We start from the raw sequence: 18,523 nt of genomic DNA, 5'->3' as shown, positions 1-18,523 counted from the left end.
CCCCGGGCTAGTGGCGAAGTGCTACCCGGACCAGGGCGAAACCAAGTGTGGCAGCAAGTATCGAGCCGACCACATGTACCGTGATCATTGAGGCGGCCCAGCCCCATTGCTGGCGCAGCAAGTGATTCAGTGTCTCGCCGGTGAACGTCGAAAACGTGGTCAGACCCCCGAGAAATCCCGTGGTGATCGCCAGGCGCCATTCCAGCGGCAGCGTCTGGAACTGATCGAGCATGCCGAGCACGATTCCCATCAGCAATCCGCCGATGACATTCGCAAGCAGCGTTCCCATCGGAATGCCAGGCAGGGCGGAATCGAGGGCAAGGCCCAGCGTCCATCGAGCCAGCGCACCGATGCTCGCGCCGCCCGCCACGGCCAGGGCGGACAGAAAATTCATGCTCGCACCTGATCGGCTCGCAGCGCTGTCGTATCCATGCATTCAATCTTAATCGATGCCGCGCGGGATGACTTGCCTGGCGTCAATCCGTAGCATGCAGGGATCCCGGACCGAGTGAACCCTGCCATGACACCCGTCGGCGCAAGAAGCAGTCGCCGCCTGGCGCCGCTGCTTGGCGCCCTGGCCATGTTCGGCCCGTTTTCGATCGACACGATGTTCCCTGCATTCCCGGCCATCGCCGCGCAATTGCAGGCGAGCCCGCTGGCCATGCAGCAGACACTGAGCGTGTACATGGTGGCCTACGCCATGATGTCCCTGCTGCATGGGCCCTTGTCCGACTCACTGGGGCGTCGCAACGTGATTCTCGGCGGCGTCGCCGTGTTTGCGATGGCCTCGATGGGTTGCGCAATGTCGAACTCGATCGGCGAACTGCTCATTTACCGGGCCATTCAGGGTATCTCGGCAGGCTCGGGCATGATCGTGGGGCGTGCCATCATCCGCGACTGTTTCGAAGGTGCGGCCGCGCAGAGACTGATGTCGACCGTCTCGATGATTTTTGGCGTGGCTCCCGCGATCGCGCCGATTGTTGGTGGCTGGGTCATTGCCTACGCCCGCTGGCCGATGATCTTCTGGTTGCTGGCCGCATTCGCCGGCGTGCTCTGGGTCGCCTGCGCGTTCATGCTGCCGGAGACCCACCCGCAGGAACGGCGTCTGCCGCTATCGCCGCGCAGCATGGGCAGGAGCTACCTGCATATCCTCTCGGATCGCGCCTTTTTTCCACTGGTCTGTGCCGGCACCTTTGGTTTCAATGCCCTGTTCGTCTACATTTCATCGGCGCCGGCATTCGTCCTTGGACTTCTCGAACTCAACGAGCAGCAGTTCGCCTGGCTGTTCATTCCGGCCATCGGCGGTCTCATGTTCGGGTCGTTCCTGTCCGGGCGCACAGCAGGAAGGTTGAGTGCCGACGCCACGGTCAGGCTTGGCTATTCGATCATGCTCGGTGCTTCGGCGATCAATATCGGTGCGGCCTGGCTGTTGCCCAGGCCTATGGTGCCGTGGTCGGTATTGCCGCTGGGGTTGCATTCCATGGGAATCGGACTGGCGTTTCCGACCCTGACCCTGCAGTTGCTGGATCGATTTCCCACGCACCGTGGCGGAGTCTCTTCCCTGCAGGCATTCTGCAGTCTGATGATCAGCGCAACACTGGCGGGTGTCGTTTCACCGATGGTGTCCGACAGTGCACTCAAGTTGTCCGTGACTGCCGCAGCCATCACGACTTGCGGATTCGTCGCCTGGCGTGGGTTCCGCGTGATTGAGCGGCGACAACGCGCGCTTGCCGCGACGGAGCACTGAGGCTCGGCGCCTGCCTAGGCGGGTGGAGTTGCCGCCGATCCGCCCAGGATGGTGCGCAACAGGGCGAAGATCTCTTCCTTGGTGCCGACGACGTTGATCTGGGATTCGCGCGGAAAATCGGTGCCGAGGTTGACCGCATAGGACAGGCCGATATCGACGCCGTCATCGTCGAAGCGGTTGAATGTCTCGACCTTGCCGACATAGGCGATGCGATTGGCATCGAGAAATCGACCGTCCGGAATCTTTACCCAGCGCTGCATGGCTACACCCGTCTTTGCGTTTCAGGAATCCCCGGTTGCCGAAGACATGCGAGGCAACCGGGGACAGGGTACTGCTTCAACCCTCCCAACCGCACTCCTTTCCTTCATTCTGCTCGGTCAACCACGCGTTAAGCGGTGCGAAGTAGTCCAGGATCGCGCTGGCATCCATCTGTTCCTGGCCAGTCAGCTGCTTGAGAGTCAGCTGCCACGGCTGGCTCGCGCCCTCGCCAAGCATGGCCCAGAACTTTTCGCCGGCCTGCTTGTTCCCATAGACCGAACACTCATGCAACGGGCCATTGAATCCGGCGGCTTCGCACAATGAGCGCTGGAACTGGAACTGGAGGATGTGGGCGAGAAAGTAGCGCATGTAGGGCGTATTGCCCGGCACGTGATATTTGGCGCCCGGATCGAAGTTTTGCTCGGTCCGTTCGATCGGCGAAGAGACGCCCTGGTACTTCTGGCGCAGCTGCCACCAGGCCGCATTGTAAGAATCTGACGGAATCGACCCGTCGAAGACGCCCCAGCGCCATTCATCGATCAGCTTGCCGAATGGCAGGAAGGCGATTTTCGCCAGGGCGAGTTGCATCTGCGTGTTGAGGACCGCTTTCTCGTCAGCCTTGGCCTCGCCGGTCAGGCCGATCTGGTGCAGGTAGCCCGGGGTCAGGTTCAGCTGCACCGTATCGCCGATCGCCTCGTGGAAGCCGTCATGGGCGCCGGTCTGGAACAGGGGCGGCAAGTCGTTGTAGGCCAGGTAGTAATAGATGTGGCCAAGCTCGTGATAGATCGTGTTGAAATCCTCACCGGTCGGCTTGATGCACATCTTGATACGAACGTCCCCTTCGAGATTGGTGTCCCACGCACTGGCGTGGCAGACCACGTCGCGGTCGCGCGGACGCACCAGCATCGAGCGTTCGTAGAAGGAGTCGGGCAGGGCCGGCATGCCGAGCGACTGATAGAAATCCTCGGCGCTGCGTACCATCTTCTCGGCCGAGTAGTCCTGCTTTTTCAGCGCCGAATCCAGATCGACACCGGCGACTCCGGGGAACGGCTGGACCATCGGATAGAGAGCCGACCAGTCCTGCGCCCACATGTTGCCCGTGATGTGTGCCGGAATCGTGCCGTCGGCCGGCATCTTGTCAGCGTATTTCTCTTCGAGCTTGCCGCGCACATAGCACTGCAGCTGGGAATACAGCGGTTTGACCTGACCCCAGAGACGATCGGTCTCACTGCGCAGCGCCGATGCGTCCATGTCGTAACCTGAGCGCCAGGCCTCGCCGGCGTCGGCATAGCCTGTATCGCGAGCCCCTTCATTGAGCAGCTCGGCGAATCGGGTGTAGTCGGCACGCATGCCGTTGCCAACGGAATGCCAGCCCTGCCAGGCTTCGAGATCCTCGTCCCAGTCGCGGCTGCTGGCCAGGGTCTCGGACAGCTCATTGAGATTCCTGCAGGTGCTCTTGTCTTCGGGATTGCTGCAGTACTTTCCGGAGCCGTAGGCTGCACCCAGCCTGGAGGCGATCTCCGCCATTTCGGCCAGATGATCGGGATCCTTCGGCGCAGGCATCGAGCTCTGGCGCTTGAGCATTTCCAGGGCGCGCGCCGTGGTCGGCGAGATGCCGGCTACGTCATCGAACTTGCGCGAAGCCTCGATGGCGTTCTTGAGACGAATCAGGCCGCGTTCGTTGGCCTTGGCCTCGAGCAGGCCCGTATCCGGGGTGATGTAGGTGGCTGCCACCCATTGTGCGGCGACGTCCTCCACATAGTGGTCGCGAATTTCCTGGTTCACGCTGCTGACAAAGGCATCCGCATCCGCAGGGGTGACTGCGGGCGCGTTCGTGGCCGATGGAGCGCCTGCTGGTTCCTGCGTCGCGTTGCACGAGGCCAATGCGAGTGCGCCGGCCAGTACCGGCAGGTAGGTGAACTTCTTCATGCGAAATCTCCCGAATCGAACACGAAGGCTAGACCGAGTCCCGCGCTTCCTGCAAGCCGGCCGGAAGGGCCTTGCGACCGAGTGGTCAATACTTGCCCAAACTCATCCCATGCGGGTGCTCGCGCCGCTTGCAGGTGCGCTGCTGACAATTCGTTGCAATTGCCGTCACTGCGGGCAAAGACTCGGCGCGACGGGAATGGAATGTCCATGACGCGGAATTTTCCGGGCCGATACGCGTGCGTGACACCGGCGATTCGCGTTTTCGCCGTTCCTCGTCGCTCAGATCGGCCCTATTTCGCGCTGGTGCAAATTCCGTCATTGACGTAAATTCGTGCCGGCAGCCTGCCACGGGTGCTTTATTCGCCAAAATGCGCTGTCTGGCACGGATTCTCTAGCTGGTTTTCGTGCACGCGCGATGCTGACGTTCGGGCATTGATGTGAGGTTGTTGGAGCCGACCCGAAAGGGCGGAGATATCGAGGCGTAGGGCATCTGGCCCCAGGAAATGGAATCCCGGGTTGGCCTGATTCTTGCTTTTGTCTCGAGCAGCAAGGGGGAATCATGTTCAAACTCTCAAGTCGGCCCGCGGCTGGGCGAGTCTCGCCTGCATTGTTCAAGGCCGTAGCCGGGCCCGCGTTGGTGTGTTCCCCCGCGCAAGTACCCACTCATCCGTACGAAGTCCTACCCGGCTTTTCGCCGATTTCCGGAAATCCTATGAATTCTATTGCCGCGACCCGCCAGGCTGCGACTGCTTCCACCCGCCACTTCAGTGGAGTGCGACATAAATGGCGCGCCAGCCTGCTTGCACTTGCTTCGATCCTGGCCAGCACGATGTTTGCCCCGCTGGCGATGGCGCAGCAGGTCTGCGGACTGCCTGGCAGTGATCCGGCCTCCACCGCCTCGGGGATCGTCAACAGCTATTTCGATGGCAGCAATCAAGCCACCCTGAATGCATCGGCCACCACTCTGACGCTGGGCGCGGTCAGGGCCGGTAGCGCCACGACAACCGTATCGAATGGCGATCTGCTGATCGTCATGCAGATGCAGGACGGCGCCATCAACTCCGACAACACCGCCAACTACGGCAGCGGCACCGGAGTCGGCATGGGTACGACCAGCATCGGCAACGCCGGTCTGTATGAGTTCGTGCGTGCCACCAGCGGGGGCGGTGCGGGCGCCACGATAACCTTCACCCCGGCCCTGACAAACAGCTATCGGCAGGCGGCGGCGACGGCAACGCTCGGCCAGCGCCGCTACCAGGTGATACGCGTGCCGCAGTACGCCTCGGTAACCCTGCAAGGCGTCACTGCGCCGAGCTGGAATGGCCTTGCCGGCGGCGTTGTGGCAGTGGATTCAAGCCAGACCCTGACGCTCGGAAGCGGTACGGTTGAAGGCGAGACCAATCGCGCGGTGTTTCTGGGCGGCAAGGGTTTCCGTGGCGCATCCGGCTTTGGTTCGGCTGCAAACAGCCCGGGCACGGACTGGCGCCTGTCCGACAGTACCAGCCAGGCCCACGGCGGCAAGGGCGAAGGTATCGCCGGCACACCGCGCTATGTCTCGGTCAAGAACAACGGCTGGGGTTACCAGACCACCGGCATTGTCACGGATGCAACCCTCGTTCGCGTCGACAATGGTGTCAACGGATATCCCAATGGCGACCGTGCGCGCGGCGCGCCGGGCAATGCGGGCGGTGGCGGCACGGATGGTGGCGGCAACAGCAATCAGTACAACGCAGGCGGCGGCGGTGGCGGCAATTACGCGCAAGGCGGACTGGGCGGCCGTCCCTGGGCCCGACCGCTGGAAGATACCAACGGCCGCGGTGGCGCTTCCTACGCAGGAGTCTTGAGTTTCAGTCGCGTGTTCATGGGCGGCGGCGGTGGTGGTGGTGGTACCAATAATTCCACTTCAGAGAATCTTGCGTTCGAGAACCAGGCGATAGCCTGCAATATTTCGGCGGGTGCCAACACGGGCGCCAAGTGTTCGTCGGGTGCTGCGGGCGGTGGCGTCGCGATCCTGCGTGCGCGCACCGTTACCGGCACCGGCATCATCGATGTTCGCGGCGCACACGCGTACAACGTTGGCAATGACGCGGGCGGCGGCGGCGGATCGGCCGGTGCCGCGATCCTTCACGTGATCGAGGGCGGCAATGCCACGGTCAATGGAGCGGGCGGTGATGGTGGCAACGCGTGGGCGAGCAACAGTGGTGGAGCCAATGCAGTCGCAAACCGGCACGGCCCGGGTGGCGGCGGCGGCGGCGCATTCGTCGCTTTCAGTCCGGCGGCTCTGGGTATCACCGCAAATCTCGCCGGTGGCGCGCCGGGTCGAACCACCAATGGCCCGACCGACACCTACCTGGCCAACGGCTACAACGGCGGCCTGACCACGTTTCTCACGCCCGACGTGCCGGGCGTCATCCCTGGGGCGCTGTGCTATCCCGATCTGCGTCTGAGCAAGACCAACGGTACCGATGTATTGCTGACATCGGGCACCACGACCTATACGCTGACGGTCACCAATGCAGGCGCCGTTCCGACCAGTGGCACGATCACTGTCGTTGATGTGCTTCCGGTACAACTGAGTGTCGCCGATGGTCCTCTCGCCCTCGGCGGCGCACAGGCCGCCAACTGGACCTGCAATTCGGTCAGCAATGTCATCACCTGTACGTCCAGCACGGTCATCCCGGCCACATCCACCAGCGTATTCGCGTTCAGCGCAAATATTTCAGCGGCGAACGGAGCTTCCATCGTCAACCGTGCTCGCGTCGGCGGTGGCGGTGATCCCGACAATGCGCCACCCACACCTGGCAACACCCCGGCTTGTACTGCTGACAACGTGCCGGCAGGCTGCGCGATCGACGCCGACGTGACCAACGCGCCGTTCCTCACCCTTTCCAAGTCCGGCTCGGCCTTCGTTGCCGGCAATAGCGGCAGCTACACGCTGACAGTCACCAATATCGGTTCGCAGCCGAGCGCCGGGACGATACGGGTTGTTGACGTACTGCCTGCCTTCGTCACGTTCACCAGCGCTTCTTCGCCGAGCGGTTTCACCTGCTCGTCGACTCCGCCAAATGTGGTCTGCAACAGTTCCACCGTTATTCCGGTGGGAGGCACTGCGACCATTACGATCAACGTGGCCGTGGCAGCCGGTGCGTCGACCGCTGTTACCAATCGCGCACGGGTCGGAGGCGGTGGTGATCCAAGCAAGCCGACTCTGCCGGCGACCGACGGCAGCACGACATCGACCTGTCCCGCACCGATTCCGCCAGCCACCACAATCAGTGTTCCGCTGACGGGTTGTGCCGCGGTAACCGATCCCGTGCGTCGGGTCAATCTGACACTGGCCAAGAGCGATGGCCAGAGTTTCATGCCGGTCAATGGCCAGACCAACTATCAGTTCACGGTCAGCAACACAGGCGATGCCGCATCCATAGGGACAATCTTCTTCCGCGATGTCCTGCCCGCGCCAATGACATGGCCGGCGACCCTGACCGTTGGCGGTCCCGATGCAGCGAACTGGACCTGCGTCCGGGTCGATGGCACCAATGTGACCTGCAGTTCTCCGGCTTCCATTCCGGCCGGCGGCTCCAGCACTTTCAGCATCATTGCCAATGTCGGCGCGGTAGCGACGAACGGTACGAACTACGTCAACAAGGGGCGAATCGCCGGTGGCGGCGACCCGTATCTGATAAGCACGCCGCCAACATCCGGCGAAGTGACGGCATGTACTGGCGACAATGTGGCCCCGGGCTGCGCGATCGATCTCAATGTCGGTCAGACTGGACCGCAGATTCGCCTGGCGAAATCGCATCCGGATCCACAGGCTCGCAATCCGGGCGATACGTTCGCCTTCAATCTGCTGGTCAGCAATTCCGGCGGCGTCGCTTCCTCGGGAACGATCACCGTCGTCGATGTCCTGCCGGTCGGCTTGACGTATTCCGGCCCGGCAAGCTTCACCAGTGGCGGGTTCACGTGCTCCTTCAATGCGACCCCAGCACCGGGCTATTTTACCTGCACGCGCGCAACTGCACTGGCGGTTGGGGCAAGCACAACCATCAGCTACAACGTCACTGTCAGTACTCCGGCATCGAATTCAATAGTCAACAAGGCGCAAGTGGGCGGCGGCGGCGATCCGCAGAACGGGACAGCCCCGACCAGAACATCGACCCTGCAGTGCACGGAAGATGGCTCGCCAGGACTCGGTTGCGCGATCGATCCGGTTCCGTTGAATGCCAATCCCGGAATCAGCAAGTTGCAGTGCCAGGGCGCAGCCTGCGGTACGGCCATCGGGAATTACACGTCTTCGATAGCGCCGGTCGTGACCGGCACCCCGGTCCGATTCTTCCTTCGCCTGTCGAATGCCGGTCCCTCGACAGTCGTCAACGCGACGATCAGCGACACCGTACCGGTCAACTTCACTTCGCTGGCAATCGTCGCCGTCACTCCTTCAGGCGGTGCAGTCTGCAGTGCTGCGAATGTGGCGCTCTCGGCCAGCCTGCTGACGGGAACGATTCCGTCGTTGCCTGCCGGTTCGACCTGCGACATCGTCATTTCGGGCACGGCAAGCGTCGAGGGTATCGACGTTCCGAATACGGCAACCATCACGGCGCCGACCGGCATTGTGGATACGGTTCCCGGCAACAATTCGTCGACGGTGACCACCACGATAGTCGGGCAGGATCCTGCCCTGAACACGGAAAAGCTGCTCACTTCCAATGCCGATGGCGATGGCAGCACCACGGTGACCCTCGGCGATGTGCTGACCTACACGATCACGGTAACCAATGTCGGCAACATTCCGCTGACGAATGTGGTGGTGACGGATAGCCTGATCACACCGACCGGCGGCACGACGCCGTGCGCAAGTGTTCCAGTCGGTGGTACATGCACCCTGATCGGTACCTATACGGTGCTGCTGGCTGATGTGACCGCCGGCAGCATCACCAACACCGGCACTGGCGATTCGGATGAAACGTTGCCGGAAGACGATGTGGTGATTACACCCGTCACCCGTCCGGATCTGTCCATCAGCAAGACCGACGGTGGCATCACCGCCGCCCCGGGCGAAACGGTCACCTATACGCTTTCCTACGACAACGTTGGAACAACTGCGGCAACCGGCGTTGTCATTTCCGAGACGGTTCCCGCGAATTCGACCTTCAATCCCGGTGCAAGCACGGCTGGATGGACATGCGCCCCCGACAACAACGCAGGCAGCACCTGCACCTTGTCGATAGGCACTGTTGCCGCGAGCACGGGAAGTGGCGTGACCTTCTCGGTAGTCGTTGACGTGCCGTTCCCGAGCGGGATCAATTCAATCAGCAATACGGCCACCATTGCCGACGACGGTAGTCATGGGCCCGACCCGACGCCGTTCAACAACACCGGTAGCGATACAACGCCGGTTGTCGGTCCGCTGCTGACGACGACCAAGGTCGGCGTGCTGGACAACACGGTGGTGGCACCGAACAACCAGAGCAACGTGGGCGACACGATTGCCTACACGGTGACGGTGGCCAACTCGGGCAATGGCGATGCGACCGGCGTGACGGTCAGCGATCCGCTGCCGGGTCTGACCCTGACCTGCACGATTGGCGGCAGTCCGACGGCGTTGCCGACGACGTTGGCGGCGGGCGAGAGCCTGGTGTGCACGGGCACCTACACCCTGGTCGCGGGCGACATCAGCACCGGTCAGGTGGACAACACGGCGACCACGACGGGTACGAATGTGTGTGACCCGACGACGTTGGGTTCGATCTGTAGCGACAATGAAATCACACCGCTGGATCGCCTGCCGGTGCTGACGACGACGAAGGTCGGCGTGCTGGACAACACGGTGGTGGCGCCGAACAACCAGAGCAATGTGGGTGACACGATTGCCTACACGGTGACGGTGGCGAACTCGGGCAATGGTGATGCGACCGGCGTGACGGTGAGCGATCCGCTGCCGGGTCTGACCCTGACCTGCACAATTGGCGGCAGTCCGACGGCGTTGCCGACGACGCTGGCGGCAGGCGAGAGCCTGGTGTGCACGGGCACCTACACCCTGGTCGCGGGCGACATCAGCACCGGTCAGGTGAGCAACACGGCGACAACGACGGGCACGAATGTGTGTAACCCGACGACGGCCGGATCCGTGTGTAGCGATGACGAACTGACGCCGCTTTCGCCTATCGTGACCCTGGCGAAAACGCTGAGCGTCGGTGGTCCGACGGCGGAATCCGGCGAGACGCTGACCTACAGCCTGACGCTGACCAACGCGACGGGCACCAGTGCGAACTACGCAATTGCCGATCTGGGCGAGACCGTCCCGGCGAACACGACGCATGCGGGTGGAGATGACTTCACCTGTGCCGCAGCAACGGCGGGTTCGGCTTGCTCGAACACCGCGGCGATCACGGTGCCGGGCAACGGTAGCGTGACACTGAGCTTCAACGTCCTGGTGGATAGTCCGATCCCGGCAGGTGTGACCTCGATCCTCAACGTGGCGGTGCCACCGACCGGCGTGCCCTGCGATGCGGTTGCGGGTTGTGACGAAGACACCCCGACCCCGGCGGTTGTGACGGTGGCCAAGTTGCTGACCAGTGAGGACGGCAGCCTCGCAGGCATCGCCGAGGCGAACGAGACGCTGGTGTACACGATCACGCTGACAAATAGCGGAGGCAGTGCGGCGAGCTATGACCTGACTGACACGCTGAGTGCTGGTCTGACCTATGTGACCTCCAACCCGCTGGGCGCGAATGCGGGACAGACGACAACGTGGACGAGCCTGGCGGTTCCGGCCGGAGGCATGCTGGATGTGACTGTGACGGCGACGGTGGATAGTCCAATCACAGTGACTGAGGTGTCGAACCTTGCGAAACCGACGGGCGATCCGGATCCGGCGTGTCCGAGCACGACGTGCGTAGTGACACCGACACCGAATCCGAACATCACGGCCTCGAAGAGCTGAATCCGGCGTCCGGCACGTACGGTCATCGTCGGCCAGACGATCACCTACACGCCGAGTGCGACGGTGAGGATGCCGTGGCGCGACGACGGCGCCGACTCCTGCTGACCGACACCCTGGGTGCCGGTTTGACGCCCGGCACGCTGACCGCCCCGCGGTGGGTCAGCACGACCTCGCCTCAGGACGGTGTGTGCACGTTGCCGACCGGCACGGTGCCGGGCACCTACACGTTCGAGTACACCGCGACGGTGGATAGCGACGCGACGAACGGCACGATCAACGTGGCCGTCCCGGAGCGGTGGCGATCCGATCCGAGCTGCACGACGGTGGGCGGTTGCGAGACCGATCACCCGCTGGGCGATCCGAACATCACGGCCTCGAAGAGCTCGAATCCGGCGTCCGGCAATGACGGTCATCGTCGGCCAGACGATCACCTGGCTGACGCTGAGTGCGACGGTGAGTTGATGCGGCGACGACGGCGCTGCCGACCCTGGTTGACCGACACCCTGGGTGCCGGTCGGTGTTCGGCACGCTGAGGCCCCGCGGTGGGCTCGTGCACCGGCCAGACGGCAGGTGGTGTGCACGTTGCCGACCGGCACGGTGCCGGGCACCTACACGTTCGAGTACACCCTGACGGTGGATAGCGACGCGACGAACGGCACGATCAACAACGTGGTCGTCCCGGAGCGGTGGTGGCGATCCAGATCCGAGCTGCATGACGGTATGGTTGGCAGACCGATCACCGTCAAGGATCCGAACATCACGCCCCAGAACGAGCTCGAATCCGGCGTCCGCACGACGGTGGTCATCGCTCAGACGATCACCTACACGCTGAGTGCGACGGTGAGCGATGCGGCGACGACGGCCGACCTGCTGACCGACACTCCTGGGTGCCGGTTTGACGTTCGGCAGTTGACCGCCCCGGCAGGGCTCGTGCACGACCGGCCAGACGGTGGTGTGCACGTTGCCGACCGGCACGGTGCCGGGCACCTACACGTTCGAGTACACCGCGACGGTGGATAGCGACGCGACGAACGGCACGATCAACAATCGGCCGCTGTCCCGGAGCGGTGGTGGCGATCCGGATCCTCGAGCTGCACGACGGTGGCGGTTACGAGACCGATCACCCGCTGGGCGATCCGAACATCACGGCCTCGAAGAGTCGATCCGGCGTCCGCACGACGGTCATCGTCGCCAGATCACCTACACGCTGAGGTGACGGTGAGCGATGCGGCGACGACGGCGGCGCCGACCCTGCTGACCGACACCTGGGGTGCCGGTTTGACGTTCGGCACGCTGACCGCCCCGGTGGTGGGCTCGTGCACGACCGGCCAGGTGTGCACGCCGCCGACCGGCACGGCGCGCCGGGTACCTACCGCGTTCGAGACACCGCGACGTGGATAGCGACGCGACGAACGGCACGATCAACGTGGTCGTCCCGAGGAAGGGCGATCCGGATCCAGCGTAACGACGGTGGCGGAGCGAGACCGATCACCCGCTGGGCGATCCGAACGAGCCACGGCCCCGAAGAGCCTGGAACTGTCCGCACGACGGTCATCGTCGGCCAGACGATCACCTACACGCTGAGTGCGACGGTGGATGTATGACGACGGCGCCGACCCTGCTGACCGACACCCTGTGCCGGTCGTTCGGCACGCTGACCGCCCCGGCGGTGTGGCCCGCACGACCGGTGTGCACGTTGCCGACCGGCACGGTGCCGGGCACCTACACGTTCGGAGTACACCGCGACGGTGGATAGCGACGCGCGACGAACGGCATCATCAACAACGTGGTCGTCCTGAGCGGCGGTGGTGGCGCGCGATCCGATCCGAGCTGCACGACGGTGGGCGGTTGCGAGACCGATCACCTGCTGGGCGATCCATCACGGTCACTGAATCCGGCGTCCGGCACGACGGTCATCGTCGGCCAGACGATCACCTACACGCTGAGTGCGACGGTGAGCGACAGCGCGGCGACGACGGCCACCTCGACCGACACCCTGGGCAGCCGGGTCGAGTTCGGCACGCTGACCGCCCCGGCGGTGGGCTCGTGCAGAAGACCGGCCAGACGGTGGTGCACGCCGCTGGACCTCGGCGCGGTGCCGCGCACCTACACGTTCGAGTACACCGCAGGATAGCGACGCGACGAACGGCATCGATCAACAACGTGGTCGTCCGAGCGGTGGTGGCGATCCGGATCCGAGCTGCACGACGGTGGGCGGTTGCGATCGACCACCTTCCGCTGGGCGAGGTGAGATCGGCCGCTCTCCCGAAGAGCTGAATCCGGCGTCCGGCACGAGGTCATCGTCGGCCAGACGATCACCTACACGCTGAGTGCGACGGTGGATGACGCGGCGACGACGCGCCGACCCTGCTGACCGACACCCTGGTGCGCCGGCTTGACGTTCGGCACGCTGACCGCCCTCGGCGGTGGCCAAGCTTCCGTGCACGACCGGCCAGACGGTGCACGTTGCGACCGGCACGGTGCCGGGCACCTACACGTTGGAGTACACCGCGACGGTGGATAGCGACGCGACCGGCACGATCAACAACGTGGTCGTCCCGACAGGCGATCCGATCCGAGCTGCACGACGGTGGGCGGTTGCGAGACCGATCACCCGCTGGGCGATCCGAACATCACGGCCTCGAAGCTGGAATCCGGCGCGCGTCCGTACGACGGTCATCGCCGGCCGGTCGATCACCTACACGCCGAGTGCGACGGCGAGCGATGCGGCGACGACGGCGCTGACCTCGCTGACCGACACCCTATGCAGCGGTCACACGCTGACCGTTCCAGGCAGGCTCGTGCACGACCGGCAGACGGTGGTGTGCACGTTGCCGACCGGCACGGTGCCGGGCACCTACACGTTCGAGCACCGCGACGGGTGGTGGCGACGCGACGAACGGCACGATCAACAACGTGGTCGTCCTGGAGCGGTGGTGGCGATCCGGATCCGAGCTGCACGACGGTGGGCGGTTGCGAGACCGATCACCCGCTGGGCGATCCGGAACATCACGGCCTCGAAGAGCTCGAATCCGGCGTCCGGCACGACGGTCATCGTCGCCAGACGATCACCTACACGCTGAGTGCGCGACGGTGAGCGATGCGGCGACGACGGCGCCGACCTCGACCGACACCCTGGGTGCCGTCGGAGCCCGGCACGCTGACCGCCCCGGCGGTGGGCTCGCACGACCGGCCGACGGTGGTCGTTGCGCCGACCGGCACGGTGCCGGGCACCTACACGTTCGAGTACACCGCGACGGTGGATAGCGACGCGACGAACGGCACGATCAACAACGTGGTCGTCCCGAGCGGTGGTGGCGATCCGGATCCGAGCTGCACGACGGTGGGCGGTTGCGAGACCGATCACCCGCTGGGCGATCCGGTGGTGACCGTCGTGAAGAGCTCCAACCCGATTGATGGCGCGACAGTAGCTGCGGGCCAGACCATTACCTACACGGTGACGGCCGTAGTGGCGAATGCACCACTGACGGACGTGCTGACCCTGACCGACACGCTGAGCGTCAATCAGACGCTGGGCACGGTGACGGCCGGCTCGTTCACCTGTGGTGTGGTCAATCCGCTGGTCTGCACGCTGCCGATCGGCACGGTACCAGGCAGCTACGTGCTGACATACGACGCGGTGGTCAACCTGGATGCAACGGGAACAGTGAACAATGCGGTAGTGCCCACGGGCGGCGACAACCCGACCTGCACGACACTGACCAGTTGCGATACGGAGCATCCGCTGGAGGCGAATGTGTCGATCCTGAAGCAGTTGACGGCTGAAGACGGCACGGTGGGCGGTGTTGCGGAGCCCGGCGAAAACCTGACGTATACGATCACGCTGACCAACAGCGGTGGTGTGGATGAGACCAATTTCGGTGTCACCGACCAACTGGATACGAACACGCTGTTCGTGATTGCCGACAACGGCGGAACGGAAGCGGGTGGGATCGTGAGCTGGACCGGTCTGACCGTTCCGGCGAATGGCAGCCTGGTACTGACGGTGAGCGTGGTGGTGGTCGATCCGATTCCTGCCGGCGTAACCGACATCGCGAACCTGGTATACGAAACCGGCACGACCCCGCCGGCGTGCACCACGACGCCCGGCCCGCAGTGCGTGATTACGCCTACGGCGCCGAGCATCTCGGTTACAAAGGCGCTCTCTGGCGAGAGCATCACGGCGGACGGTATCGCTGAGGCCGGAGAGCAGCTGACCTACACGATCACCGTGCGCAATGACGGCGGAACCGCGACGATCGGTACGATCGTCAACGAGACGGTGCCGCTGCACACGACCTATGTGTCGGGTGCGCCGGTGTGGACGTGCACTCTTGGCGACCCGGGCGGCACGCCTTGCGATACTCTGGTCGACGTGCCTGCACATGACGGCAGCCAACCAGGCCTGGCGACCCTGCTGTTCACCGTGGAAGTGGTCGATCCGATACCGGCTGGAGTCACCACGATTGCCAATGCAGTCGCACTCAACGACGGTACGCCGCCCGATTGCGTTGCGTTGCCCTCGCAGCCTGGCTGCGTGGTGGTGCCGACTGGAAGCCTCAGTCTGGACAAGACGGTCGCGTCGGTCACTGCCACGGGCCCGTCCAGCTACGTAGTGAGCTACCTGATCGAAGTATCCAACACCGGCGGTTCGGCGCAGACCTACACATTGACCGATACGCTAGGATTCCCGGCGCAAGGTGTCCTGTTCACCGGCGATGCCAACGTGACCACGACCGGCGGTACGCTGAACCCGGCGCTGGTCGGCGGCCAGTTCACCCCCGTGAATGGCACGATGGTGCAGCTGTCCGACACCAGCGTCAGCGTGGCGGCCGGAGCGATCCACAGCTACACCGTGTCGGTTCCGGTCGGCGTGCAACCGGCCAATCTGACCAACGGGCCATGCACGGGAGCGGCTGGAAACGGCTTCTACAACCAGGCTGCGGTGACCGGCATGTTTGACCTCGAGAGTGCAGCGTGTGCGCCTGTAAATGGCGATGTCGCCCTGATTCATCTGGTCAAGGAGGTTACATTGGGTCAGGATGCCAACGGCAACAACTACGGCGATGTCGGCGACGTGCTCAACTACACCTTCACGATCAGCAATCCTGGTGCGGTGCCACTGACCACGGTGCAGTTGCTCGATCCACGTGTGAACAACCTGCAATGCGATTCGCTGACTCAGTTGGGTTCGCCGATTCGGGTTCTGGGCGTCGATGAGCTGTTTGGGCATACATTTGATCCTGTGCCGGTGCCCGGAACGCTGGTCCCGGGTGATTCGGTCGACTGCTCTGCTACCTACACGCTGACGGCAAACGATGTCATGCGGCGTTCGGTTGTGAACTCGGCAACGACGACCGCGAGCGCGCCGGCAGGCCAGGCCGTGACCGCAACAGCTACTGCCATCTACACGTCGTTCCGCTAAGGACTGGATAATGACCAAGACCAACATGATCTCCCTGCGCGCAACGCGTGTCGCACTGGCCTTGGTGGCCGGGCTGCTTACGCTGCCGGCATTCGCCGCGGGCCTGCGGGTGACCGCCTCAGCCAACGCCTTGCCCCCCACAGCGGTGGCGGCGGGAGCGTTCGGTTTCACTGTCAGCAATGACGGCGCAACGGCGTTCGACAGCGTTCGCCTCGTCGCCGATCCGGGCCACGCACTGGAGTGTGCGAGCGTTACGGCGCAGAGCCGCAACTTTGTGCCCGGCGGCTTGCTGGGCGCAGGTGATCACGTATCCTGCACCTCGCAACCCATTGCTGGCCTGCGACATGTGGCAGGCGTCAGCGTGATTGCCAGCAGCGCGAGTGCGGCTCCACAGGAACGACACCTGACATTCACGACGAGGGGTGCTGCGACGCCTAGTCAGGGCATTGTCGTGCTCGTCGCTGGCGCTGTCCTTCAGGACACCAACTCCAATGGCATCCTCAATGCCGGTGAAATCATCGCCTACAACTACAGCGTGCTGAATCTCGGCACGCTGGCGTTGTCCGGATTGACGGTGGCCGACAATGACGGTGCGGTGACGTGTCCGCAAACCACGCTCGCCACTGGTGCCAATATGGTGTGCACCCGCAACCACGTGATCAGCGCGGCGGAAGAGGGCGCCGGGATAGTGGCGAACCTCGTCGACATCGTGGGCTCGGATGGCAGCGGCCCGGTCGGGGGTGGCGATTTCATCGTGACGTTCAATTTGCAGGGCACCGCCGGCATTCGCATGTTCAAGAGCCCGCTCCTGCAGGATGATGTGGACAGCAGCGGATACGCCAGCGCAGGCGATCTGCTTCGATACACGTTTGTCGTGAAGAACAGCAACGCTCAGTCGCTGAGTGCGGTCAACGTAATCGAGCCAGATCCGACCTTGATCGACACGCCAATCACCTGCGCCGCGACGACATTGGGAGGCCAGGCATTTACAGGACTTGGCAGCGGCGTCTTGCAGTCCAACGATGTCATTCTGTGCACGGCCGATCACACTATCACGACAGCCGAGGCAACCGCAGGATCAGCAGACAACCTTGCTGAATCGAGCGGCCAGCCGGCCATTGGCCTGCCTGTCAGTGGCACCGGAGCATCGGCCGTGGTCATCCCGTCGCCGGCCGATGTCACGATCGTCAAGACGCTGACTGGCGAGAGTGGCAGCCAGCCCGGCATTGCCGAACCGGGTGAAACACTGACCTACTCCATTACACTGAGCAACGCTGGCGGGGCCGATGCGCTCAACTATGGCGTGCTCGATCCGCTCGATGCGAATGTCGATTTTGTCAGCGCCGACAATGGCGGCATCAACATGGCTGGCGTAGTCACCTGGAGCGGCCTCACCGTCCCCGGAAGCGGCAATCTCGTGTTGACCGTGGTGGTAACCGTGAGCGATCCGGTGCCGATCGGTGTCGAGCAGATCGCGAACCTTGCCTACAATGCAGGCACTCAGCCACCTGATTGCACGCTGCAGCCAACGCCTGCGGCCTGTGTCGTCATCCCGGTCGCCGATCGCCCGCGTCTGAGCGTGACCAAGACCGCCGATACCAACGTGATCGTGCCGGGCGGGACCATCAACTACACGATCACCGTCACCAACGTCGGTACTATTGCTGCCAACAATGTCACCATCAGTGATCCGGTTCCTGCCTCGATCGCAAGTTTCACGTGGACCTGCGCAGCCAGTGGCGGGGTGACCTGCCCGAACGCAAGCGGCAGCGGTGCGATCAACGAGATTGTTCCAACGTTTCCGGTCGGTGCACAGTTGACCTATACCGTGCTGGCGGTCGTGACCGTCAACCCGGAGCCACCGCTTGTCAACGTCGTCACCGTTACGCCCTCGTCGGACACGGTCTGCGAGCCGAGCCAGACCGCACCGCCCTGTACAGCAACCGTTCCGCTTGGAGTCGCCATTGTCGCGGTGCCCGTGGATGCGCGCTGGGCACTGTTGCTTCTGATCGGATTGCTGGCAGCCGTTGCCGGAGTCAAGACTCGGTCGAAGAATTTCTGATCGCCCGGTTCTCCGGCGAGCGTGTGCTCACCGGAGAATCCGTTGGCTCTGTCTTGTCGCAAAGGGCTTATCAAGGCTGAAACTCACATCGATCCGGATTCGGGTTGCCCGACGATGACGCAAGCGGGCGACGACGCGCTACCCAGCAACGACGAC

The 18,523-nt window shown here is 63.6% G+C and carries 13 protein-coding genes; 10 read left to right on the top strand and 3 right to left on the bottom strand.

The features are described from left to right. Positions 1-7 precede the first annotated feature (7 nt). The gene (gene crcB / locus R3F00_RS13575; RefSeq protein WP_371282335.1) at positions 8-394 is read right to left on the bottom strand and encodes a fluoride efflux transporter CrcB; all 387 of its coding nucleotides are present in this window, start codon (positions 392-394) and stop codon (positions 8-10) included. 126 nt (positions 395-520) lie between these two features. Here crcB and R3F00_RS13570 point away from each other — a divergent pair, with 126 nt between their 5' ends. Then, positions 521-1,747 (top strand): multidrug effflux MFS transporter, encoded by a 1,227-nt coding sequence (locus tag R3F00_RS13570; RefSeq protein WP_371282334.1) that lies wholly within the window; start codon positions 521-523, stop codon positions 1,745-1,747. Positions 1,748-1,761: 14 nt separating this feature from the next. On the opposite strand, the gene R3F00_RS13565 is transcribed toward R3F00_RS13570, so the two are convergent. Continuing rightward, on the bottom strand, positions 1,762-2,007 hold the full coding sequence (locus tag R3F00_RS13565) for a hypothetical protein (protein WP_371282333.1): 246 nt from the start codon (positions 2,005-2,007) through the stop codon (positions 1,762-1,764). A gap of 76 nt (positions 2,008-2,083) precedes the next feature. Beyond that, entirely contained in the window at positions 2,084-3,934 is a 1,851-nt protein-coding gene (locus R3F00_RS13560) for a M2 family metallopeptidase (protein WP_371282332.1), read from the bottom strand. A 1,861-nt stretch (positions 3,935-5,795) separates the two neighbouring features. Here R3F00_RS13560 and R3F00_RS13555 point away from each other — a divergent pair. The 9 genes from R3F00_RS13555 to R3F00_RS13515 all read left to right on the top strand — a co-directional run bounded on the left by R3F00_RS13555 (position 5,796) and on the right by R3F00_RS13515 (position 18,367). After that, positions 5,796-10,880 (top strand): beta strand repeat-containing protein, encoded by a 5,085-nt coding sequence (locus R3F00_RS13555; RefSeq protein ID WP_371282351.1) that lies wholly within the window; start codon positions 5,796-5,798, stop codon positions 10,878-10,880. Next, positions 10,829-11,413 (top strand): hypothetical protein, encoded by a 585-nt coding sequence (locus R3F00_RS13550; RefSeq protein ID WP_371282331.1) that lies wholly within the window; start codon positions 10,829-10,831, stop codon positions 11,411-11,413. The genes R3F00_RS13555 and R3F00_RS13550 overlap by 52 nt, the downstream gene beginning before the upstream one ends. 37 nt (positions 11,414-11,450) lie before the next feature. Next, complete coding sequence (locus tag R3F00_RS13545; protein ID WP_371282330.1) at positions 11,451-11,900, top strand: hypothetical protein; 450 nt, start codon at positions 11,451-11,453, stop codon at positions 11,898-11,900. A 50-nt stretch (positions 11,901-11,950) separates the two neighbouring features. Continuing rightward, positions 11,951-12,091 carry a hypothetical protein gene (locus R3F00_RS13540; RefSeq protein WP_371282329.1) on the top strand — a complete coding sequence of 47 codons (141 nt, stop codon included), beginning with the start codon at positions 11,951-11,953 and terminating at the stop codon, positions 12,089-12,091. A gap of 1 nt (position 12,092) precedes the next feature. Further along, entirely contained in the window at positions 12,093-12,281 is a 189-nt protein-coding gene (locus R3F00_RS13535) for a hypothetical protein (RefSeq protein ID WP_371282328.1), read from the top strand. A gap of 385 nt (positions 12,282-12,666) precedes the next feature. Then, the gene (locus R3F00_RS13530; protein ID WP_371282327.1) at positions 12,667-13,014 is read left to right on the top strand and encodes a hypothetical protein; all 348 of its coding nucleotides are present in this window, start codon (positions 12,667-12,669) and stop codon (positions 13,012-13,014) included. Between the two features lie 292 nt (positions 13,015-13,306). Continuing rightward, entirely contained in the window at positions 13,307-13,963 is a 657-nt protein-coding gene (locus R3F00_RS13525) for a hypothetical protein (RefSeq protein WP_371282326.1), read from the top strand. Positions 13,964-13,980: 17 nt separating this feature from the next. Beyond that, positions 13,981-16,305: a hypothetical protein gene (locus R3F00_RS13520; RefSeq protein ID WP_371282325.1), complete on the top strand. Its 2,325-nt coding sequence runs from the start codon at positions 13,981-13,983 to the stop codon at positions 16,303-16,305. Positions 16,306-16,315: 10 nt separating this feature from the next. Then, the gene (locus R3F00_RS13515) at positions 16,316-18,367 is read left to right on the top strand and encodes a hypothetical protein (RefSeq protein WP_371282324.1); all 2,052 of its coding nucleotides are present in this window, start codon (positions 16,316-16,318) and stop codon (positions 18,365-18,367) included. Positions 18,368-18,523 lie beyond the last annotated feature (156 nt).

The sequence above is a fragment of the Dokdonella sp. genome (assembly GCF_041395345.1).
Classification (GTDB): Bacteria; Pseudomonadota; Gammaproteobacteria; order Xanthomonadales; family Rhodanobacteraceae; genus Dokdonella.
This window is presented reverse-complemented; position numbering and strand designations above follow the sequence as displayed.